The sequence below is a fragment of the Rhizobium sp. NXC14 genome (assembly GCF_002117485.1).
Classification (GTDB): Bacteria; Pseudomonadota; Alphaproteobacteria; order Rhizobiales; family Rhizobiaceae; genus Rhizobium.
This window is the reverse complement of record NZ_CP021033.1, coordinates 814141-836516: the sequence shown is the minus strand read 5'-3', so window position 1 is coordinate 836516 and position 22376 is coordinate 814141. Positions and strand designations below refer to the sequence as shown.

Below are 22376 nucleotides of genomic sequence, written 5' to 3'. Positions count from 1 at the left end.
CTTTCCGCCCCGATATTCGGACGGTGGTGACCCTAACAGAGGACAGGACGATGAATGAGAATGCTTCGGAGGTGATTCACCTCGTTGCGAGGTTAAAGGCAAAGCCGGAGCAGCGGTCTGCGCTCTTTGATGCATTGAAGGCGATCGTGCCGGATGTGCGAAAGGAAGATGGCTGCCTGCTCTACGATCTTACCGTGGACCGCGACGACCCAAATTCAGCTGTGATGTTGGAAAGCTGGCGAGATGGCTCGGCTCTCGAGGCTCATGCGCAGGCGGCTCCATTCCAATCGCTAGCGGCCCGTCTTGATGTGCTTCTTGCGGAACCGTTGCACCTGCAACGCCTTCAGCAACTCCTCTGAAAACCAGATATTGCCGAGCTCACGACCGAGTGAGGCAGGAAGGGAAATATCATGACATCTCTCGCAAACAGCCGCATCCTTGTTGTTGGCGGCAGTTCGGGCATCGGCTTGGCGGTGGCAGAAGCAGCCATCGCCGCCGGTGCTGCCGTCACGATCGCCTCTCGGTCGCGTTCGAAGCTTGATGAAGCGTTGAAGTCCTTGGGACCGCAGGCTCGATCGGTGGTTCTCGATACAGCGGACGAAAACGCACTCGAAGCTTTTTTCAGCGCAAACGAGCCGTTCGATCATATCGTCGTGTCAGCGGCACAGACGCCCACGGGACCTGTGCGCAAGCTTGCGCTTGCCGATGCGCAACAGGCGATGGAGAGCAAGTTCTGGGGCGCCTATCGGGTGGCCCGTCTTGCCCGGTTCACGGAACGTGGCACCTTGACGCTCATCTCGGGTTTCCTGAGTGAACGACCGTCGGCCACGTCGGTGCTGCAGGGCGCCATCAATGCCGCGCTCGAGAGCCTTGCACGGGGCCTCGCACTCGAGCTTTCGCCCGTTCGGGTGAACACGGTGTCGCCCGGGCTGATCGATACGCCCCTCTGGTCGAGGATGGACCATGACGCGAAGGACGCAATGTTCGCAAAGGTGGCTGCGAACCTGCCGGCAAAGACGATCGGAAAGTCGACCGACATTGCAAATGCGGTGCTTTTCCTGATGGCAACACCGTTTGCGACTGGCTCGAATGTCCGCGTCGATGGCGGCGGCGCCATCGCGTGAGGTCTAGCTCTTACTGAAACCAAACCTTGCACGGACCCTGTCCGTGCGAACCGTCTCGAATCTTGCCCCTCTGGCTCCAGCGGCTCCCCGTTCGGCCAGGGATCGATGGGCTATGCTCTAATGGAGATCCTGATGATAAAGAAAACGCTGTTGTTGCTGGCTACCACCGGCTTGATGCTCGCATTACCCGCTACCCAGTCCTTTGCAGAAGATAAAGCGCCAAAGCTCGAAACCGTCGCGACGTTCAACGAGGCGATGCCGACCGGGGTGACCGTCGCACGTGACGGCCGCATCTTCATCAACTATCCGCGTTGGGGCGACGACGTTCCGTTCACCGTGGCGGAGTTGATCAACGGTAAGGCGGTGGCCTATCCCGACGCAGAGATCAACAAGGCGGACCCGGAAAATCCGGCCAAGAGCCTGATCAGCGTCCAGAGCGTCGTCGTTGATCCTGCCAACCGCCTGTGGATCCTCGACACCGCGGCACCCGGTTTCAAGCCGCCGATTGAAGGCGGCGCCAAGCTGGTCGCCGTCGATCTCGCGACCAATAGGGTGGTCAAGACCATCGTCTTCCCAGCCGACGTTATCCTCAAGTCGACTTATGTGAACGATATCCGTTTCGACCTGACCAAGGGTCCGGAGGGTGTCGCCTATGTGACCGACAGCTCCCTGACGGGTCCCGGCGGCATCATTGTTGTCGATCTCGCGTCCGGTAAAGCCTTCCGTCGTCTGACGGGAGATCCGAGCACATCGGCTGACAAGGATTTCATTGCTCTTATCGACGGCCAGAAGTTCATGAACCGTCCGAAAGATGGAAAGCCGTCCAAAATTCAGATCGCCAGCGATGGAATTGCGATCTCTCCTGACGGCGAAACGCTATACTATTCGGCGGTATCTGGACGCCATCTTTACGCCGTGCCGACGGCCGCACTTCTCGACCAGAACGTCAGCGAAAAGCAGCTTGCCGCCAAGGTGAAGGATCTTGGCTTGAAGGGCGCTTCCGACGGGCTAGAAACAGATGACAAGGGCCGCGTTTATGGCGGCGACTACGAGCATGACAGTATCCGGGTGCTCGACAAGGGCAAGTGGTCGACGCTCGTCCATTCCCCTGAGATCCAATGGGCGGATACTCTCTCTATCGCGGCGGATGGCTACCTCTACTTTACCGCCAACCAACTCGACAAGCAGGCTGGTTTCCACCAGGGCGTCGATATGCGCAAGAAGCCCTACAAGCTGCTCCGCATCAAGATCGACGGCGGCCCGGTTCTGTTGAACAGGTAGATTGCCTGATTGGCTTTTGCATGCGACCAGCGGCGATGATGGCCTCCATCGCCGCTGATTTCATTGGGCAACGTCCCTTATGCGGCGGGAATGCCGGTAGCGCCGTGGGCGGACGTCGTAGCCTGGGGCAATATCATCTCGAACATGGCGCCGCCGTCGGGGTGGTTCCGTGCGGTGAGCGAGCCGCCGTGTGCGTCGACGATCGTCTTGCAGATCGAGAGGCCGACGCCCATTCCTTCGGATTTGGTTGTGAAGAACGGGTCGAATAGCTTTGCAAGGTTGTCTGATCGAATTCCGGTCCCGTTGTCGCGGACGGTCAGCCTTATGGTATCGCCTGAACCCTGGTCGGTGAGGAGATTGAGCTCCCGCTTCTCCAGCGAGGTCTCGCCCATAGCGTGGATGGCGTTCGTAATGAGGTTCGCGATCACCTGCTGCATTTCCACCCGGTTGGCAAGAATCACGTGGTCGAGATCTGCAAAGATCGATTTGACGCGCGTCGCGGAGGAGACGACCTCTCGCTCCAGCAGTCCGATGACCTCCAGGACGAGCTCTTTGAGATCGACAAGTTCAGGTCTCGGCTGATTTCCTTTGATCTGTTCGCGGGTGCGCTGAATGATCTGGCTGGCACGCATACTGTGCTGCACGACTTTTTCGGCGGCGTTATGCGCTGCCTGTATGTCCGGCGTTTCAGATTTCAGCCAGCGGATACAAGCCTGCGCGAACATAACCGCAGCACCGATCGGTTGATTGACCTCGTGAGCGATGGTGGCGGAGACCGCCCCCACGGTTGCCACTCGACCAGCACGGGCAAGCTGCACTTGCGCCGCAAGGAGCGCCTCTTTCGCTTGCTCACGCTGTGTCACGTTGATCATTGCGCAAGCAACACGATCGAGTGCCTCGCGGTCCGGTGTCAGTGCTGCGATGAACAAAACTGTAACCGGTTTACCGTCAAGGGTCAGCAGATGTAGTTCCTTCTCGTATCGCTCAGCGCCGTCTTCCATCGCCAGGATAAGCGAAAGAAACGTGTCCGCATTGCTTGGTAGAAACCGGCGCACAGGGCCTAAGAGCTCTTCCGGAGAGCGACAGGCAAATAGTTTCACCGTGGCGTCGTTGACGTCAACAAAGTGTATGAGATCCGCGCACTCGTCGGCGAGACCGGGATGACGCTCGAAAAAGCCTCGAATGCTGCCTCCATTGGCCGCACCTATCTCGTCGAGTCTCTCGCGCAGCCTTGAAAGGTCGAGTTCGCAAAGGGAAACGTGATTCTGCTCGAAAATGGCGCGGTACCGTTTTTCACTCTGCGTGAGGGCATGCATGGTTCGGGCGCGGGCGCTCGCATCAAAGGCGACAAGGCTTAGTCCGCCGGTGATCGCCAGATAAAAGCCTACGGCGAGGAGACCGCTGGTGGAGGCGAGCGTCTGGGCGATGACGGGAGAGAAGGCGCCACCGACAATGCCGCCAATGTTGAAGGCAAGAGACGTCCCGGAATAGCGGACACGGGCGGGAAACAAGCTCGGTAGCCAGGCGCCGAGCGGTCCGTTGACGAAGCCCATGGCACAGAGAGAAAGAGCCAGATAGAGGAAGATAGTCGAGAGTGAGCCACTGCTCATCATCGGGGATATGGCGATCCCTGACAGGATCGTCCCGACGCATCCCCAGATCAGCACCCGTTCGTGGCTCAGGCGATCGGCAAGCCAGCTGGCAACGATAATCGAGCCGGCCATGAACAGGATCGCAATCAGCTGCACTCCGAGAAATTCAGCCCTTGTATAGCCGAGGCTTGTCGTGCCGTAGCCGAGCGCAAACGCGGTCACAACGTAGTAAAGAGAGAAGCATGCAACGACGCCGAAGGCACCGATGACAAGCTGAGAGGAATGGTCGCGCACGACCTCGAAAAATGGAACGCGTGCGGGCTTCGTCTCAGCTACCGCCTCAGTGAATTCTGGGGTTTCGACCAGGTTGAAGCGCAACCAGAGGCCAAAGCCGACCAGTGGAAGGCTGACCAGAAAGGGAATGCGCCATCCCCAACTGGCGAACTCGGCCGGGGTCAGCGAGACCGTCAGGAACAGGAATAGCCCATTGGCCAGGAGGAAGCCGATCGGTGCGCCGAGCGGCGCGAACATTGCAAAGCGCGCTCGCCATCCAGGAGGAGCATTTTCCAGCGCCAGCAGGACGGCGCCTGTCCACTCCCCGCCCAGCGCCAGGCCTTGGCCAAAACGCAACAGGCATAGAAGCGCCGGAGCCAGCCAACCGGCGACCGCGTAGCTTGGAAGAAGGCCAATCGCAGCGGTGGAGAGGCCCATCAGTAATAGCGACGCCACGAGTGTGGCCTTGCGACCCACCCGATCTCCAAAATGCCCGAAGACAATGCCTCCGATCGGTCGTGCGATGAAGGCGATGCCGAAGCTTGCATAGGCTCCGATAAGCTCCAGCGACGAAACGGAAGCCGGGAAGAAGAGTGGCCCGAATATCAAGCTCGCAGCAGTGGCATATATGTAAAAATCGTAAAACTCGACCGACGTCCCTATGAGGCTCGACACGAGAATTCGAGAGGTTATCGCGGCCGGTCTGGTGGTTCCTCCACCTGTCGAACGGAAGTTCGAGGTCTCGGTCGGCAAGGCATTGGCCATGAAATGTTTCGCTAAAGGAATTAATCGGATCTGACTGGTATTCTGTTAGCACTTCATGGGTCCGTGCGCACCCGTACCCGAGCAAATCACGCAAGGAGTAGCTTCGGTGTCTATGGCGTGTGAGGCTGAAGCCCTGTAGGAAGACTTTGCGACGACGTTTCACATACTCGCATCCCGACTTTGCCTGGAGAGAACCCATGACCGACGCCACACCCCTTGTTACCATCGTCGATGACGACGAAGGGATGCGGGAAAGCGTCGGCGAAATCCTCCGGTCCGTCGGGATCGAGTCGGTCGGATTTGGCTCCACCGCGGAACTCTTGGCGGCAACTCTACCCGATCGACTGGGATGCTTGATCCTCGACGTGCGGCTGCCCGGTCTCAGCGGCTTGGAGCTACAAGCCAAACTCGCGTCAACAGGCAATCGAAAGCCGATCATTTTTATGAGCGGCTATGGGGACGTCCCGATGACGGTCCGAGCGATGAAGGCGGGGGCGCTTGACTTTCTGCAGAAGCCATTCCGGGATCAGGACATCATAGATGCTGTGACTGCCGCGATCGAGAAAGACCGAGAGCAACATTCGCAATGGTCTGCAACGATGGAAATCAGCAAGCTTGCAGCCGCTCTGACGCCGCGCGAGACGCAGGTCATGGATGCCGTTGTCCGGGGTCTGTTGAACAAGCAGATCGCCCATGAGCTGCAGTTGAGCGAGATCACCGTCAAGATCCACCGCGGCAATGTCATGCGCAAGATGAAGTCGGCTTCGGTCGCCGACCTGGTTCGTAAAGCGGAGCTGCTTAAAACCGGCTGACGCAACCATAACTCGCCGAATGCATTCGTAAGATCAGCCTGCCGCATCGGTCGGTTTATGATCGGTTCGGCATATGGCCATACGATTGTATAATTATCGGGAAGCCAGCGACAGGCTATTTTACCGATATGACTGAACGTGTTGCGGAAAGGACGTCGCCGGTGTTCCTCGGCAAGAAAACCATTGCTATCGTTGATGACGACGAGGCGCTGCTTGAGGGCACATCCGGGTTCCTTGAGGCGATGGGCTATGATGTCCTTGCGTTCGGATCCGGAGAAGCATTTTTGGAATCTCCCCATAAGGATCGTGTCGATGTCCTCTTAACCGACATCAATATGCCTGGCATGAGTGGGCTTGATCTGCAAAATGTTGTTCGCGCCCAGCGTCCCGGTATTCCGGTCGTCATGATGACAGCGTTGCGAGACGACATGTTGCGTCAACGCGCGATAACGGGCGGAGCTCGGGAGCTGCTGCAGAAGCCAATCCTCGCCGATGATCTCATTCGCTGCCTGGAAGATGTGTGAGGGCAGGCGCCCCCCTATTCAGACGCTCAAATCTTGCATGAGCGTCCGCAGACGATGCCGGCCGATAACAGAAAACCTGTAAGCGCCGGCAGGGGGCGGTTACAGGTTCCCTCATTCACAAATGATGCGGAGCGTCACCGCCCGAATGCCGGCGGTGACGAGCGTCGAGATGTTTCAATGGAGGGTGCGTTTCGCTTCTGTCCGCTGGGGCTTTCGCCAGGCGTTCGGCGTCGTTCCGAAAGTACGGCGAAAAACCTTGCAGAGATGTGCTTGGTCGGACATTCCGCAGTCCAGCGCAATTTCGCTCAGGGAAGCGTCTGTCTTCGCCATCAGTTGCTTGGCGAAAGCCATCCGGCGGCCGAGAACATAGTCGTAAGGTGACTGGCCAACCGTTGCCCGAAAGGCCCGAGAAAAGTGACTGCTGCTCAAGCGGGCAAGATCTGCGAGTTCCTCGATCCTGATCGTTTCAGAAAGATGATCTTCGATGAACTTCAACACCTTCTTGTATTGCCACGGGGCAAGCCCACCACGAACAACTTCGGTGCTCGCATCCGGGAAGAAGGCGGGCATCTTGGCGATGTCCGCGTCCATAGCAGATGGGTGAGCTCCGGTGGCGATGCGGGAGCGTACGGCATCAGCATTGTTTGTCCAAGATATGTTTGCAGCAGCGGTCATCTCGTTAACTCCTTGGTTAAACTCAATGATCTCACTTTGCCGAATGCACCTTGATTTGGCGATTGAACTCAGGTTTTCGCCACCCCAAACCTTTGGATGGGGTGCCGCTGCCAAGGATGTTAGTCACCATTTTCGATGGGTTGGATCGGGCCATGCCACCTGATGGTGGCCGACTTTGCGTGGTTTTCGCGCGGACCTCTCGGAGCTCAAAAGCGTCCTCGTTAAACGCCATCGTGACCCGTAAGCCATTCCTGCACTCGTAGTTTAGGTGCGAGACCATGGGCAGGGCGCAGGCGCAGAGCCAGCCTGCTTCGACGCTGGTCGCCAAGGGGTGAGGTTTGCCAAATCCACTATTTAGAAGCCTGAGCTGACGGCAGCGGAGACCGATCACAAGGTCTTCGCGACAATGACGGGAGGGCTGTTCTGGTGTCCCACGCTATATAAAGCGCCGGTCTTGAAGCGATGGGGCGTAGGCACAAAAAAGGGCGGGGATTTTTTTCCCCGCCCTCGTTGTGTCTTCCGGTTGTTCCCTCAGGCTGCGATGTCATCTGCCTTCCGCAGCAATTCATAGTTGGCTGCGGCAGTCACATCGGCGTTCGGATTGTCTATGGCGTCATGATAGCGACCAATGATCTTTCCGCCCCGAACGAGTGCGGGGCTGTCATGGCTGATCAGGAGGAAGCGGGTCCCGGAAAGGGCTCGCTTGATCGCTTTCTTTTCATCGAGTGTCGACATGGCGCGATTGGCGGTGATTGTCGGCTCGTGCGCTGCCTGATCGAGTATCGGGTCGATCAACTGGTCCGCAACGTGGTAGGCGACGTCACCGGCAATGTTGACCAGGCCCTCGTCCGTTTCAACGAGCACCGATATGGAGCCGGGTGTATGGCCGCCCGTCAGTCGCACCGCGACGCCTGGGATGATTTCCTCCTCGAAGGTTCCGTCGACGTCGAAAAGGCGCAGAGCGCCGCGAGTATGCAGACGGTCGATAAGATGTTTTGTTTCGACGGCCGTGTACATGACCGGACCCATGAGGCCGGAGGCTGCAAATTCCAGCTCGCGGCGTGACATGGCGATCGTCGTAGACATCGGGAAGAGGAAGTCCTGGCCGGAGTGATCGATATGGGCGTGGGTATGAATGACATGCCTGATGTCGTTCATTCTGAGGCCATGGCGTGCCAGGTGGCTTGCTATCGACATTTCTGCCGTCTGTTCCGCGCCGATACCCAAGATTTCATACTGCTCGGCATTTCGCGATCCGGTGTCGACGAGAAGGGGTTCTTCGCCGCCGAGGATAAGGAACCCGAGCGTGGGTATCGTGGTTCGGATGCCCGGATTGCGAAACAGAACAAGGCCGCTCGAATCCAATGTCATATTACCGAAGTTGATAGGATAGACTTTGAGGCTCATAGGTATCTCCTGGGTTGGTGGGCAGGCTGGCGTGACGGGAGGTCGCGCCGGGGAAACGTGATCAGGCCTTGGTGGCGCAAGTCTCAGAGGGCGGCGACAAGGGTTCCCGCCGGGCGTAGGCGACCAACAGGATAAGGGTTGCCAAACAAAGAGCTGACATCACCAAGACCTCCGCAAAGGCCGCATGGGCTAGATCGCTCAGCGTAGCGATCTTACCGAGGATCACCGCCAATATGCCGGTGAACAGGTAGGCGAAAAGAAACACGCCGGAAAGCACTCCGCCCCGGACGTCCTTCGGCGTTACGCCGGTGATGATGGCGAGACCGCCGTACACCATGAGCGCGTAACCGGTACCCGAGGCAGCCGCCATCGCGATGAACAGTGCGAGGCTACGAAAGATCGCGGCCCCCGCAAGCAGGACCATGGCGCCAATAGAAATCACTGTGCCCAATATGGCGGCTTTGGAGGGATCGGCCCTGCGCGACAACAAGCCGGTGATGCCGAGTGAGATACCGAACAGCGAAAGAGCGACACTGTTGACGAACACGTTGGAAGATTGAACCAGCTCACGTGCGAATTGCGAGCCGAGGGAGCCTACCGTCACGCCATGCGTGTAAGCGGTCATGACCGTGATCGCGGAAACGATAAAAGGTCTACGCAGCGATCGTTCGACCCTGGGCAGACGTAGTTTCCACTGGCCTGACATGGCGTTCGTGTCCCTCGGCAGGAAATAGGTCAATCCACCCAAGATGACGAGGAGAAACAGTAAGACCAGAAAGCTCAGGTGGGTTGGAAACGGCGCATACTGGATCAGCAAACCACCAACGAGCAGTGACGCCGCGAAGCCGACTGCTTGACCGGATATAGTCATCGAACTTGCTCGTTCGGTTGCGTCCTTGCCGGCGTAGTCCACCAACGCAGCGGTAGATGGACCAGCGGACAATCCGACTCCAAGCCCCATGAAGACGCGACCGACAAACAGCATCCATACATCGCGTGCGATGGCGAAAAGGAACACGCCTGCGATCGACGCCATAAGCCCGTAGAGCATGGTCATCCGTGGACCGATATGATCGGAGAGATCGCCGAAGGTGATCAGCGTGGCGACCACCACGATTGGGTAGATCGCGAAGATGGTTGTCGTGATCGTTGGCGTAAGATGCCATTGTGCAGAGTACAGCGGATAGGCCATCGCCGGAGCGGCACTGGTCCATAATGTATGGGCAACGATACCTGCCGCCACCCAGAAGCTTGCTTTCTGCGAGAGTTCTGTGGCCATGCCAAATCTCCTTGGGCTTAAAGCAGTACACGTCCAACCGGGAGGACATTGACGACGGCAACCATCTCGCTTGCCGGGCGGCTGAACGATCCGCGTACGTCCAGGAAGTAGGAACTCCGCTCGGCGATTTATTGGATGATTATGCTACGTGAGGGACTGTCTCGGCGCTTTGCCAGGAATGAACGTATCGTCAAATATCGAGAACGGCGTCTGCTTCAGATTTGCGGTGGCACTGCAAACCACTCTGAAGGAGATTTATCATGAGCACTGAAAAAACCACGGCCGTCATCACAGGTGCATCTTCTGGCATCGGCGCGACCTACGCCGATCGGCTGGCGGGTCGCGGCTACGACGTCATTCTGGTCGCGCGCAACAAGGAAAAGCTTGACGCCGTCGCCGAGCGCATCCGCAAAACCCACGACGTAGCGGTAACGGTTTTGACGGCCGATCTCACCAAGGATGCTGATCTCACCGCGCTCGAGGCGCGTCTCTCCGGTGAGGACAGAATTTCTGTTCTTGTCAACAATGCCGGTTTCGGTGGTGCCGGTACGCTTCTGGAAAGCGACATCGACAAAATGGCCGAAATGATTGCCACCAACGTCGCGGCCCCGACGCGGCTGACCTACGCGGTTGTGCCTGGCATGGTGAAGCGAGGCGGCGGCACTATCATCAATATCGCCTCCATCGTGGCGATCGCTCCGGAGCTGCTCAACGGGGTTTATGGGGGCACCAAGGCATATATGCTCGCCTTCACGCAGTCGCTGCAGCATGAACTTTCGGCCAAGGGGATCATTGCCCAGGCCGTTCTACCCGGCGCGACTTCGACAGAGTTTTGGGATGTTGCGGGCGTTGGTGTCAGCAACCTTCCGAGTGAATGGCTCATGAGCACTGCGGATCTGGTCGATTCCGCCCTTCTCGGCCTCGATCGCCAGGAAAAGGTTACCATTCCGTCACTGCAGAATGGTGCGGAATGGGACGCGTATGAGGCTGCCCGTCAGGTCATGCTGCCACACCTTTCGAACGTTCGTCCGGCTCCGCGCTATGCTGCCGCGTCCGAACCCGCTGCGTGAGGAGTTCGCCATGACCACGAAGGAAAGCGCCCGCTCCGCCCGTTTCGATCTTGCATCCATCGTCGCAACATTCCCGCAGACTGCGGACACGCTTCTGGTAGACGAATATCTCCGCGACACTGCCGCTGCGAGCTCACGCGTGTTCCGTGTATACAAAGGAACGCCGCCGCATTTCCATCGCGGCTGTGACGAGTACCTTTACGTGCTCTCCGGACGGGGGACCTTCTGGATGGAAAATCCATCCACCGAGGCGGAATTTAAGCCGGGACAGTTGCTCTTCTTCGAAAAAGGCACCGTCCATGCATTACCCCAAATCGTGGAGGAGCCCGTCGTCTTCCTGTCTGTCGACACACCGCGCCGGGACCCAAAGGATATTGTCTTCGTCAACAGCGACGACGGCACGCCGGAAACCTTCATCACACAACGGAAGCGGGAGCAGACGGCAGACAGCGCGGGTTGAAACACCGCCAGATGCGCTTGCTTCTCGGCCATAGCTGCCGGGGCAATTGCATATACGATAAACGGAGTCGACCGGCCCGGATTTCAGGGCCGGTTTTATTATTTGCTCTTGCGCTGCAGCCGAAACGAACTGCCACCTGGCGGACCACAGGAGAAGGCGAACGTCAGCCGCTCCGCGGAAAATGTACAGTTGGCAGCAACACCTTGCCATTGTCTCTGCCGGCAGCGCGTTTCTCTCAGTCATGTTGGCCCGCCTTCTGCGGGCTCAAGGGCCGATGCTCCCGACGACTTTTATTGACGGGCTTCCTGCGAAGAGCCGCTTTCGGCGCTATGACTGTGGGAACAGCTTGCCGCGGACAAGCGCGATAAGACTCAGCAGCACCAGAAGCGCAATCGCCGCATTGACGAGAACGAAGACAGGCAATGTTAGACTTGCTGCAATTCCTGTCTCTCCACGGTCAGCCATGCGGATCGTCGCCGTCGCCAATGCTGTCAGCCCGAAAGAATAGGCCCAATAGGCGGCCGTGAAGGGTTGCTTGGCTACCCAGGGCAAGGTGCGGATCATCAGCAGCAATTGCAACAGGGCGTAACCAAGCATAGCGTGTGCCAGCATGTCCGGGAGGCCAGAGGTGGCGTTCAGATAGGCGACCGTGCCAACAGCGGGCGGTGCCAATTGGATCCCAATCGTTGGCCGCAAGGGCTCCATAAGGGTTGGTGCAGTCAGCAACCGGTTTAGCAGAACCGATTCGATCGCAAGCCAGGAGAAGAAGCCAGCGCCGAAGGCAAGCTGGGCGATATCAGGATAGCCAAGTGGCGCCGAAACGATCGCAACAACATACGAACCGGCAACCGTGGGAAGGTAAAGGACTGCCGTCGTTGTTGTCGGTTCACGCCCGCCTGACCAAAGGCCGCCGGTGCGCCAGACAGCGAAGGACATCGTCCACACAGCGCCGAGCCAGAAGAGCCCTTGAGCCGCCGCAGTTGAGAAGGGCAGGCAGAGCCCGCCGACCAGCATGGTGGAGACGCCGATGAGACCGACGAAACAGCACTGGACGGGATGCTTGATTTCCTGCAGCGCCTTCTCACGCAGGTACATCCATTTGCGGATATAGCCGATCAATAACAATGCCCATGTCGCGGTCGCGAATGAGGCGATGCCATGGCCCACAATCGGCGCGACGTGCCATAGGTGCTCCGCCGAGCGCCACGCATTTGCCAGGCCGGCCAGCCCAAGAACAATGCCGAACGCAGCTGCGGGTATGGCAGGAATGGACCATGGCGGTTGCAACTTGGGTGTTGTCGTATCGAGAGACGGAATGACGTTCATCGCTGATCTCCAGTGTTAATCCGCTTGCTATCGATGCTGTTCGCGACACGATCGGATGATCGCGTCCCGTTTCAGGGGCTGCGCCAACCATGCATCCAACAACTGCCCATTCGCTTGCCGCCTTTCTTTGCCAAGGAAGACGGTACCATTCAGCACGAGAGGGGCTCTGTCGACCATCGACACGCGGCATTCGAGGCCGCCACCCGTTCGTGAGGACCCTTGATTGTTCATATGGCCTGGCGTGCTCAGGCGGTGCTTTTCACGACGGTCGTCGGCGCTTTCAAGAAGGCGTCGAGATTGACTTCGTCCCAGGTGAGGCCGGAGGCGGTAAGCGCTGTCGAATATTTGTATTGCGGTTGGGAGGCCGCCGGTCTTCCAACGACGTTCTGCAGGCCAGGCCCCACCTTGTTCTGATCGGTGATCGCGTGGCAGGCGCTGCAACGCGCGAAGAGCTTCTTGCCGTTTTCGGCATCGCCGTCGGCGAGTGCCGACGCGCTGGAGAGTGACAGAAAAAGCGCCGTGGCAGCGGCATTGGGTATGATCTTTCGCATGGCAAACCTCATGGATTGGAGCCGGCCGACCGGGTCCGCAACGCCGGCATCATGAAGACATGGAGAGGGACAGGCGGGTGGGGCGACCGCCTGTCCCGCAGATCAGGACTTGATGAAGGATAGAATGTCAGCGTTCAGGACATCAGCATTGGTTGTCAGCATGCCGTGCGGATAACCTTTATAGACCTTCAGCGTGCCCTTCTTGAGCAGCTTGACGGAAAGCTCGGCCGAGGCTGCGATCGGCACCACCTGGTCGTCGTCGCCATGCATGACGAGGGTCGCCACGTCGATCTTCTTCAGGTCTTCGGTCTGGTCCGTTTCGGAAAACGCCTTGATGCCGTCGTAATGGGCCTTGGCGCTGCCGATCATGCCCTGACGCCACCAGTTCTGGATCGATCCCTGAGACACCTTCGCATTGGGGCGGTTGAAGCCATAGAACGGGCCCGAGGCCACATCCATGTAGAACTGTGCACGGTTTGCAGCCAGTGCGGAGCGAAATCCATCAAAGACTTCGATTGGTGTGCCGTTGGGGTTGGCCGCTGTTTTCAGCATCAGCGGCGGAATGGCGGCGACCATGACGAGCTTTGCTACACGACCCTTGCCGTGACGCGCCACATAGGCTGCCGCTTCACCGCCCCCCGTCGAGTGACCGATATGGATGGCATCCTTGAGGTTTAGATGTTCCGTCAGGGCAGCGACATCGGCCGCATAGTGCGCGATATCATGCCCATCGCTGACCTGCTGCGAGCGACCGTGACCGCGACGATCATGGGCGATGACTCGGTAGCCGTGCTGAACGAAGAACAGCATCTGGGCATCCCAATCGTCCGCGGAGAGCGGCCAGCCATGATGGAATACGATCGGCTGACCCTTGCCCCAATCTTTAAAGAAGAGGCTCACGCCGTCCGTGGTCTTGATGAAATTTTCGGTCATGGGATCAATTCCTTTTAGCTTCGTGTTGGAGGCAGAAAGGGCCGGTGTGGCCATTGCAAAAGACAGCGATGCGCCAGCGATCAGCGTCTGCCTGCGCGAGAGTTCGAGTTTAAAGTCGTCGCTCATTGTGACGTTCCGTCGGCTTGAAGGAGTGTGGTTGAACCGTTCTTGTGACGGCATGCCCAAGCGATAGAGGCTTTGAAGGAAATAAGCTTGTACGTTCCGGCCTTCCGCCGAGAGGTTCCGGCAGAGTCGGCGGGTCGGGTGGACCAAGTTCTTGAACCGGATGGTACAAGGCCGCGGAACCGTCTCTGTCTACGCTTTGACGAGCCGAAGAGCTTAAAGAAGGAGAAGAAGCATGTCGGACATTTCATATCCGCCGATTGAGCCCTGGCGGACGGGTATTCGGGGCGCTGTCCACGATGCGAGCAGGGGCATCTGTTTTCCGGCTTTCTGTCTATGCGGCCGTCCTGCGAGGTCTGCGGCCTCGATTACTCCTTCGCAGATCCGGCCGACGGCCCTGCCTTTTTCGTGATCTGCTTTGCCTGCATCCCCAGCGTCTTTCTCGGGGTGTGGCTGGAGGTCAACTTCCAGGCATCGCTCTGGGTGCAGTTGTTGGTGACAGGCCCGTTCATGCTGCTGACCTGCATTCCTCCACTGCGACCTCTGAAAGGCTGGCTTGTGGCGAGCCAGTATTTCTACAAGGCGGAAGAGGGCAAGCTACGTTGACGCCCAGGTGATTTGTACAAGCGGGAAACCCGGCGAAGACATCTTCGCCGGGGTTCTTGGCCGTCTGGTCTTACTTGGCACTTGCCAGACGATCCACCGCGTCTGACGTCGTCCAGAGGTCATTGGCGAACCAGCGGAAGTTGACGAGTGCGGCCAGATAGGCATCGCCTTCCGGCAGCTTGCTGCCAGCCGTCGCGTCGCGCACGACAGCCACTTCGAAGCCCTTCTCAACAAGGTCGCGAAGGTGGGATTCAACGCAGAAGTTGGCGGCCATACCGGCCAGGATGACCTTGTCGATTTTTTTCTTGCGTAGCTGAAAGACGACGTCGTTGGTCTGCGGGCCGGCGATCTTGTGCGGTGAGCAGACGATGGTCTTTCCGTCCTGGATAAACTGCTTGTATTCCGGCATCCAGTCGGCACCGGAGCCGTCGAACCCTTCAAGTGAAAGCGGGTCGCGGCGGTCGAACATGCGCAACTTGTGCATCAGGGTTTCGCCCGTTGCGGCAAAATCCCAACGATGATCGAACGGGTAATAGTAGTGGGGGGAAATGACCACCTCGATGCCGGCAGACTTGGATGCCTGCAGCAATCTGCCGATATTCTCGACCGTATTATGCTCGGTAATGCTCTCCCCGAACGCGCCCCAGGCGGCGCCCTTCGGACTGAGGAAATCGATCTGCGGATCGGTGATCAAAAGGGCCGTGCGGCCCGGCTCGATATCCATTCCGACTTTCGGCAGAGCCGGATTTTCCGGATCGGCATAGGCTGCAGGCGAAGCAGTGGTCATATCACAATCTCCCGTCCTTGGATGATGGCGCGATGGTAGGAGGGGGTTGGAGCGCTGGATTGTATCATCCTACATTCTCAAGTTGCGTGGTTGCCCTTGGCGACCAGAACGCGGCGTTTGCGGTATGATCATCAAATCCGGGGGCTTCGCACCGCAAGGTTTCGAAAGCTCCCCATCGCGTTTCCATTTTCGCCGTTGGTTGCGAACTCCTTTATGACCTAATATTCGTCACCCTCTGAATAGACTGGTCCTCGCTTGGACGTGTCTGCTCTTCAGTGATGGATCAATAGGAGCAAGTGGGTGGCAATCGGTGATGTCCTTGAATTCGGCGGTTTTCGCCTGTCACTAGGCGAACGGCAGCTGAGTCATGATGGACAAACTATCCGCCTGGGCAGCCGCGTTCCTGATATTCTTCATTGTCTCGTCCGAAGGGCAGGCAGCGTCGTCAGCGCGGCGGAGTAGGACCTGGACGTGGAAAAGAATCTCTCTTCGAGAAAGGGAAATCGCGGTCCACACCGATCCCCATCCGTGTGGCAGATGCGCCCCAACCATTGCAAGTCGACAACTGTTAACCGCATCCCCGGCTTGCTCTATAGTCGGTTTGCAAGACTTTTGGCTCCGAAGCAGCATGCCTACTCAGGTCCCCATTTCGGCCATTCCCGAGAGCAAGTAGCTTCCCTACAGGGAAATTCAGCGCGAGCATAACGACTGAACGACGGGGTCGGCGGTTCGAGTCCTTTCAAGGCGAGGGATAGGAGACATCCGGACTAGCGGGCATGTTGCGGCTTCCAGTCGTCTCAGTTGGAGGGCGAGTTCGCGCGTCACTGACAGCGCCCAGGATGCGTTAGCGCCTGAACTTGGCCAATCCCGATGAGGTCGTCGACGAAAATGGGTTCATGGGACCTCTGGATGGCACGAAACCTTGGCAAACTTCAGGGGTAATTGGTGTGCGCCGTTCGGTTCCTCGATCGAGTTAGGCGAATCGTCTGCGACGAGACTGATAGGCTGCACCCGGCCGTGCGGGAGGCCGACCCAAGATTAGAACTCCTGCGCTTGCTCCATCGAACGGTGAAGTTCGACACCGGCGATATAGAAGCAATGCGCTTCAACACGGCCATCGTCCGATTGATGAAATTGTCCAATGCTATGGTGGCGACCGTGCTGCCGCGCGATGACGTGGAGACGTTGGTTTTGCTGTTGTCGCCTTCGCTCCTTCTATCGCAGAGGAGCTGTGGTGCAAGCTTGGTCATAAGGGGACGCTGGCGTTCGTTCCATGCCAAATTTCGATGCCGACTTGGCACAGGAGGCGATGTGCGAGTACGTCGTTCGGAATTAACGGCAAGCTTCGGCGGCATCACGGCGGCAGCCGATCTTGGGGAGGGTTTGCTTGGAGCCGCTCGATCGGAGCCTGAGGTGGCGACGTTGCTTGCCGGCAGGACCGTTGTGAAGAAAATAGTTGTCCCTGGTCGATTGGTTAATCTCGTCGCAAATTAGTGCCAATGATCCATGAGGAGGGTGATGAATTGGATTGAGATGCTAACCTGCGCGCATGACGAACAAACCTATTGACCAAGCTATCGCTCCCAGTTCGCGGGAGTCTCAAGTGAAAATCGGCATAACCACATTCGGTCGTTAGACCGTGAATGATGACCAAGCTAGCGAATGAACGGAAAGGGAAGCTCAGCAGCCCGCGCCGCAACATTTTCCTTTTATAGTTGCAAGTTGTATCATATTGGACAAGCTGTAATCGTTGATTCTTTAGCCTCATCAACTGCGCTGGCTTAAAGTTCAACCGGAAGCTTATGTGTTCGCGCTTGGCGCTGGGGGAAAACTTGGAGACGATCGCGGGGGAACGGCGGCCGGAAGACGGCGTCGGGAAGGAAGCATCTTTTCGTGACATCGGGTTGGAATGCTTATCTGCCATCGGCACCCACTACCGCACTGCAATCGATCTCGAGCATTTACGCCACGAGCTCGATCTCGGAAGCACTCCTGCCGGAACGACGGACCTTGTTAGGGCGGCAAGGCTTGCAGGCTTGCGCGCGCGCCTGTTCGAGACGAGCGACCACTCCAAGCTCTTTGCCGCGCCTCGTCCACTGATCGCGGACACGAAAGGCGGCTTCTGCATTGTTCTCTCCGTAGAGGACGGCGCAGTGAGGATTCTGAATCCTCGCCTCCAGAAGCTGCAGATCGTGCCAGTCGACGAATTCCTGGCGGAATGGACCGGTGCCTTCATCCTGGTGAGCCGCCGAAGTCAAGGCGTTGCCGAACGGTTCGGCCTGAGCTGGTTTTTGAACGCAATGAAGAAGTTCAAGCGAGAGCTGGCTCTCGTCTTGATCGCATCCGTGTTCGTTCAAATTCTGGCGCTGGCGACGCCGCTGCTTTTCCAGATCGTCGTCGACAAGGTGCTTGTCCATAACAGCATGTCGACTCTCATTGCCGTCGTCGTCGGCATGGTTGCGGTCAATTCGTTTCAGGCCTTGATCGAATTCCTGCGCACCTACCTTCTGTCGCATACGGCGAGCCGCATCGATGTGGAACTGGGCGCAGGAGTGTTCAATCACCTGCTAAAGCTGCCGGTATCCTATTTCGAAACCCGAGCTGCGGGGCAGACGGTCGCCCGCGTCCGGGAACTCGATCAGATTCGCCAGTTCTTGACCGGACAGGCGTTGACGGCGGGGCTGGATTTCCTCTTTGCTTCGATCCTGGTGGCGATCCTGTATGCGTACTCGACCGTGCTTGCACTCGTTGTGACACTTTCAATTCCCATCTATGTTGCGATCGCTGCGGTCCTGCAGCCAATTTTGATGCGCAGGACAGAAGAGCGTTTCAACAAGGGTGCTTACAGTCAGCAGCTTCTCGTCGAGTCCGTACTTGGCATCCAGACGGTAAAGACATCCGCCGCCGAGCCCCAGGTGCGGGCAGACTGGGAGGAGCGACTTGCAGACTTCATCCACACGTCGTTCGGCGGGATAAAGATCGCTGCCATCGGACAGAACCTCATTCAGTGGGTCGTTCGCAGCGTTCAGGTCGTGGTTCTGTTTCTCGGAGCCTACCAGGTGATGCACGGGCAGCTCACGGTCGGGGCTTTGATTGCGTTCAACATGATCATGGGCCAGATAACGACCCCGGTACTGCGCCTTTCCCAACTCTGGCAGGATTTCCAACAGGTGCGGGTGTCCGCCGAGCGATTGAGCGATATCTTGAACCATCCTCAGGAACCGAAGAACAGCTCCTTGGGCGCCTTGCCGGCGGCGGTTGGTTCGATCCAGTTCTCAGATGTCACTTTCCGCTATAGACCCGACCGCGCGCCTGTGTTGGAGGCGCTCCAGTTCAGCGTACCAGCGGGCCAGTCGATCGGCATTATAGGTCCCTCGGGTTCCGGCAAGTCGACGCTGTCGAAGCTTGTGCAGCGACTGTACCTGCCCGAGCGTGGTCAGGTGATGATCGACGGACTTGACATATCCCAGGTGGATCCGACCTGGTTGCGACGTCAGGTGGGCGTCGTGCTCCAGGAAAACTTTCTCTTCAATCGATCCATTCACGACAATATTGCTTTGTCGAACCCGGCGATGTCACGCGCGCAGGTGATTCACGCCGCTCGGCTAGCCGGCGCGCACGAGTTCATCGGACAGATGCCGCAAGGCTACGATACGCAGATCGAGGAGCGGGGAGCAAACCTGTCAGGGGGGCAGCGACAGCGTATCGCTATTGCCCGCGCGCTGGCCACAAACCCGAAGATCCTGATTTTTGACGAGGCGACAAGCGCCCTCGACTACGAGAGCGAAGAAGCGATCCAGAACAATATGCGAGAGATTGCGAAAGGTCGCACCGTGATCGTCATCGCCCATCGCCTGGCGGCGGTAACGAAATGCGATCGGATAATTACCCTCGACCGGGGTCGGATCGTCGAAGACGGCCCGCCACGGGCGCTCGTCGAAAACCATGACGGGTTCTTTGCCCGGATGCTGAAGCATCAGAACCAGCAGGTGTTCGTATGAATGTCCGGGTTCAGAAACACTCACACGGCTCTGAACTCGCTCTCGGCGCCGTTCGGGCTGACCGGGCCTATTCGGAGTTCCTTCCGTCGGCAGTTGAGGTGGCGGTCCGACCGGTACCGAAAATAGTCCCGGTCATTCTTCTGGTTATAGTTGCGGCAATCGCTGTGGCGCTTGCGTGGAGTTGGTTCTTCTACCTCCACGTGTTCACCAACGCGGCGGGCAGGGTACGGTCGACGATGCCGTCTGCAGTTGTTCAGCCGATGGAAACCGGCCGCGTCGTTTCGATCAATGTCGAAAATGACCTGAAGGTTAAAGCCCGCGACCCTGTTCTGGTTCTCGACGATGTCGATGTGAGGGCGACGCTTAAAGCTGCAGTCGCTTCGAGACACTCCTGGCAGGCGGAAGTCGACCGACGACAGTCGGCGCTGGCAGGTATCGAAACCGGCGCTCAACGCGCTCCCCGACCTAAATTTGTGTCTGATATCCCGCCAGAGGTCGTTGCCAGGGAGCTTGCTGCCCTGGATGGCGAGTACCAGACCGTGAGCGCCAATATTGCAGCTATTCGAGCGCAACGGCGGGAGGTCGAAGCGCGCAAGAAGCGCTTCGAAAATGTTGCCGTAGCACAGAGAGAGCTTAACGACATCCTCGATCGCAAGATTGGAATTTTCGAAGCCCTTGTCTCGGGCGGCGTCGCCTCAAAGGGCGCGCTGCTCACCGCCGAAGAGGCGAAGGCACGGGCTGACGCCGAACTCGTCGAGAACCTTGCGCAACTCGCCGAGGCGGATGCGAGTATCCAGAACCTCGTGGAGACCGAGCGGCAGACGATTGCAGCCTTCGTCGCCCAGCAGTCCCAGGGCATTCAGGCCGCAGAACGCCAGATCGAGCAAATCGATCAGGAGATCGTGCGACAGCAGGCCCGTCTCGATCAACTCGTTCTACGGGCGCCGATCGACGGTACGGTCCAGCAGCTCTCTGCCACAAGTGTTGGCCAGGTTGTTGGTGCCGGGCAGACGCTGATGGTCGTCGTTCCACGGGAATCGCAATTGGTCGTCGATGCTCTCATACCGTCTGCGGACATCGGCTTCGTGCACGAAGGGAACGAGGTCACGATCAAAGCCGATGCGTTCCCGTTTACACGCTACGGTACCTTTCGTGGAACCGTTACCTCCTTGTCCGATGATGCGATGACGCCTGAGAACGCCCATGCGCTCCAGGATCCAAGCGCCGTTGGTGCGGGTAGGGCTCTGTCGGGTCCGTCGGGATCCCCGACTGTAACCGATTTGTTTTACATCGCCCGAATTTCTATCGCCGATCCGATGCTCAAAGTTGACGGTTCGGAGATGCGATTGGAACCCGGAATGACTGTGAGAGCTGAGATTCAGACCGAAAGCAGGCGCCTAATCGACTACGTGCTCTCGCCGGTGACGGAGGTTTTCGACGAGGCGGGTCATGAGCGCTAAGCTGCATGATGCAGCACCGGGATTGTAGTCGCCGTTTCCCTGCAAAAATAGTGCCGAATTGTCCGATAGACTGACAATAATATAGTTGACGATACAATCAGAGCGTGATCTTTTCAGGCCGCTCGCATCGCTGGAAGACGGATCGCCGCAGGAGAAATGAAGTTGGATACCCTCAAAATTCCGGAAACCGACGTCGAACCTGGGAAGCAGGCGGTGAATGTTTCCGGCGGCTTGCGTGTGCGCGTCCTGGAACCGCGAGATGCGGAAAATGTCAGGGCAATCCTGAGGCAGCATCACGCCATGACGGTTTTCCGCGACCAGCCTTTTTCCGACTGGAAGCTCAACGAGCACTACGATCTGATCTTCTCAAGGCCTCCGAGGATGATCGCTCCGATGGCCGAATGGGACGGGAAAGCGGTGGGTGTCGCATGGGCTATCGCTGACTCCTACATGCTCTCCGATGGGCCGTTGTTCGTGACGGTGCACGTCATCGCAGTCGATCTCGATCTAGGGCCGGTCCGGCGTGCGAAAATCTTCCTGGCGCTCGTTGGCGCCATCCGTCAGTGGGCGGCATCACTCAATGCCAGCCACTCGTTCATCCATGTCACCACCGGATCGAATATTGAAGCAACGGATAGGTTGATGAAGGCGGCGGGGGCTCGGTACGTCGGCGGCGCTTATGTCGTATAGATGCGCGTCGGCGCACAATAAAATCCTTGTCGATACGCACGTGCTTGTTGGCAAAGGAGCCTGCGGCGGCAACTGCCCGGAGAAAGGGGCTGCGAGGGATTGCATCGACACGACTACGACGTCCAGGGTGAGGACAGTGCAATTTATCGTTCAAATGGCGCCACTCGACGCAAGCGTAGTCATTTGACGGGCTAATGAACGCGGCGTGGCGCAGCAACGCTGCGTAGTGACCGTGGTGAAATTGAACTCAGTCACGGTGGCGCCCAACAGTAGGCGGTAGAAATGTATAAACCAATACTCCTGACGGAATACAAAGATGGTAGGCGTGTGTTTCAGTTTGAAAGACCCACCAGCCTACGCGACATAAGCTTGGAAACCTATTATCACGTTGAGATTATTGACGAGCACGACGATAAAATTCAAGAAGGTATTCTTTTTATCTCGAAAGAGGAAAAAGACATACTTGGCAATATAACTCCTAATACTGTTTTTTTTGTTACAGATCGGACGGGAGGCTTACCTAGTTGCGTTTACCTTGATGGGCGTTGCGTTGTGATCAAGCAACCGCTGTCCTCGGAAGAGGTGGAGGCGGAAGGAGCAATTTTCAGAGAAGCTTTGGGTATTGGGAGGGATTGAA

At 57.9% G+C, this 22376-nt stretch carries 20 protein-coding genes and 1 pseudogene; 13 read left to right on the top strand and 8 right to left on the bottom strand.

All coding sequences use genetic code 11. The features are described 5' to 3' along the window. The first annotated feature begins 50 nt into the window (after positions 1-50). From NXC14_RS31945 to NXC14_RS31935, 3 genes are all read left to right on the top strand, one after another. Positions 51-359: a putative quinol monooxygenase gene (locus tag NXC14_RS31945; RefSeq protein ID WP_085782092.1), complete on the top strand. Its 309-nt coding sequence runs from the start codon at positions 51-53 to the stop codon at positions 357-359. Positions 360-410: 51 nt separating this feature from the next. Then, the gene (locus NXC14_RS31940) at positions 411-1124 is read left to right on the top strand and encodes an SDR family oxidoreductase (protein ID WP_085781969.1); all 714 of its coding nucleotides are present in this window, start codon (positions 411-413) and stop codon (positions 1122-1124) included. Positions 1125-1256: 132 nt separating this feature from the next. Beyond that, entirely contained in the window at positions 1257-2405 is a 1149-nt protein-coding gene (locus NXC14_RS31935; protein WP_245362245.1) for a major royal jelly family protein, read from the top strand. Positions 2406-2482: 77 nt separating this feature from the next. Here the strand turns inward: NXC14_RS31935 and NXC14_RS31930 are convergent, their stop codons facing one another. Beyond that, positions 2483-5035 (bottom strand): MFS transporter, encoded by a 2553-nt coding sequence (locus NXC14_RS31930; RefSeq protein ID WP_085781967.1) that lies wholly within the window; start codon positions 5033-5035, stop codon positions 2483-2485. A 197-nt stretch (positions 5036-5232) separates the two neighbouring features. Here NXC14_RS31930 and NXC14_RS31925 point away from each other — a divergent pair, with 197 nt between their 5' ends. Beyond that, the gene (locus NXC14_RS31925) at positions 5233-5847 is read left to right on the top strand and encodes a response regulator transcription factor (protein ID WP_085781966.1); all 615 of its coding nucleotides are present in this window, start codon (positions 5233-5235) and stop codon (positions 5845-5847) included. A 128-nt stretch (positions 5848-5975) separates the two neighbouring features. After that, positions 5976-6371 (top strand): response regulator, encoded by a 396-nt coding sequence (locus tag NXC14_RS31920; protein ID WP_245362244.1) that lies wholly within the window; start codon positions 5976-5978, stop codon positions 6369-6371. Positions 6372-6545: 174 nt separating this feature from the next. On the opposite strand, the gene NXC14_RS31915 is transcribed toward NXC14_RS31920, so the two are convergent. The 3 genes from NXC14_RS31915 to NXC14_RS31905 form a co-directional block, all read right to left on the bottom strand. Further along, positions 6546-7046, bottom strand: coding sequence for an AraC family transcriptional regulator (locus NXC14_RS31915; RefSeq protein WP_085781965.1), 501 nt, complete (start codon positions 7044-7046; stop codon positions 6546-6548). A 531-nt stretch (positions 7047-7577) separates the two neighbouring features. Next, entirely contained in the window at positions 7578-8453 is an 876-nt protein-coding gene (locus NXC14_RS31910) for an N-acyl homoserine lactonase family protein (protein ID WP_085781964.1), read from the bottom strand. 61 nt (positions 8454-8514) lie between these two features. Next, the gene (locus NXC14_RS31905) at positions 8515-9732 is read right to left on the bottom strand and encodes an MFS transporter (protein ID WP_085781963.1); all 1218 of its coding nucleotides are present in this window, start codon (positions 9730-9732) and stop codon (positions 8515-8517) included. Positions 9733-9992: 260 nt separating this feature from the next. On the opposite strand from NXC14_RS31905, the gene NXC14_RS31900 reads away from it, so the two are divergent. Together NXC14_RS31900 and NXC14_RS31895 are read left to right on the top strand one after the other, a co-directional pair. Next, positions 9993-10802 carry an SDR family oxidoreductase gene (locus NXC14_RS31900; protein ID WP_085781962.1) on the top strand — a complete coding sequence of 270 codons (810 nt, stop codon included), beginning with the start codon at positions 9993-9995 and terminating at the stop codon, positions 10800-10802. A 10-nt stretch (positions 10803-10812) separates the two neighbouring features. Continuing rightward, positions 10813-11262: a cupin domain-containing protein gene (locus tag NXC14_RS31895; RefSeq protein WP_085782090.1), complete on the top strand. Its 450-nt coding sequence runs from the start codon at positions 10813-10815 to the stop codon at positions 11260-11262. A gap of 327 nt (positions 11263-11589) precedes the next feature. On the opposite strand, the gene tehA is transcribed toward NXC14_RS31895, so the two are convergent. From tehA to NXC14_RS31880, 3 genes are all read right to left on the bottom strand, one after another. Beyond that, positions 11590-12588, bottom strand: a complete 999-nt coding sequence (gene tehA / locus NXC14_RS31890) for a dicarboxylate transporter/tellurite-resistance protein TehA (protein WP_085781961.1) — start codon at positions 12586-12588, stop codon at positions 11590-11592. Positions 12589-12833: 245 nt separating this feature from the next. Beyond that, positions 12834-13139 (bottom strand): c-type cytochrome, encoded by a 306-nt coding sequence (locus NXC14_RS31885; RefSeq protein WP_085781960.1) that lies wholly within the window; start codon positions 13137-13139, stop codon positions 12834-12836. A gap of 102 nt (positions 13140-13241) precedes the next feature. Continuing rightward, positions 13242-14198: an alpha/beta hydrolase gene (locus tag NXC14_RS31880; protein ID WP_085781959.1), complete on the bottom strand. Its 957-nt coding sequence runs from the start codon at positions 14196-14198 to the stop codon at positions 13242-13244. A 232-nt stretch (positions 14199-14430) separates the two neighbouring features. Here NXC14_RS31880 and NXC14_RS31875 point away from each other — a divergent pair. Next, positions 14431-14801: pseudogene (locus NXC14_RS31875) on the top strand (DUF983 domain-containing protein). Between the two features lie 70 nt (positions 14802-14871). On the opposite strand, the gene NXC14_RS31870 reads toward NXC14_RS31875, so the two are convergent. Next, positions 14872-15588 (bottom strand): cysteine hydrolase, encoded by a 717-nt coding sequence (locus NXC14_RS31870; protein ID WP_085781958.1) that lies wholly within the window; start codon positions 15586-15588, stop codon positions 14872-14874. Between the two features lie 1068 nt (positions 15589-16656). Here NXC14_RS31870 and NXC14_RS31860 point away from each other — a divergent pair. From NXC14_RS31860 to NXC14_RS31840, 5 genes are all read left to right on the top strand, one after another. After that, positions 16657-17082 (top strand): hypothetical protein, encoded by a 426-nt coding sequence (locus tag NXC14_RS31860; protein WP_157131535.1) that lies wholly within the window; start codon positions 16657-16659, stop codon positions 17080-17082. Between the two features lie 338 nt (positions 17083-17420). After that, a complete protein-coding gene (locus NXC14_RS31855) occupies positions 17421-19589 on the top strand; it encodes a type I secretion system permease/ATPase (RefSeq protein ID WP_245362243.1) in 2169 nt (722 codons plus the stop codon). After that, entirely contained in the window at positions 19586-21049 is a 1464-nt protein-coding gene (locus NXC14_RS31850; RefSeq protein WP_085781954.1) for an HlyD family type I secretion periplasmic adaptor subunit, read from the top strand. Before NXC14_RS31855 ends, NXC14_RS31850 begins: the two co-directional genes overlap by 4 nt. Positions 21050-21211: 162 nt before the next feature. Next, the gene (locus NXC14_RS31845) at positions 21212-21739 is read left to right on the top strand and encodes a hypothetical protein (RefSeq protein ID WP_245362242.1); all 528 of its coding nucleotides are present in this window, start codon (positions 21212-21214) and stop codon (positions 21737-21739) included. A 282-nt stretch (positions 21740-22021) separates the two neighbouring features. Next, a complete protein-coding gene (locus tag NXC14_RS31840; protein ID WP_085781953.1) occupies positions 22022-22375 on the top strand; it encodes a hypothetical protein in 354 nt (117 codons plus the stop codon). The last annotated feature ends 1 nt before the right edge of the window (position 22376 follow it).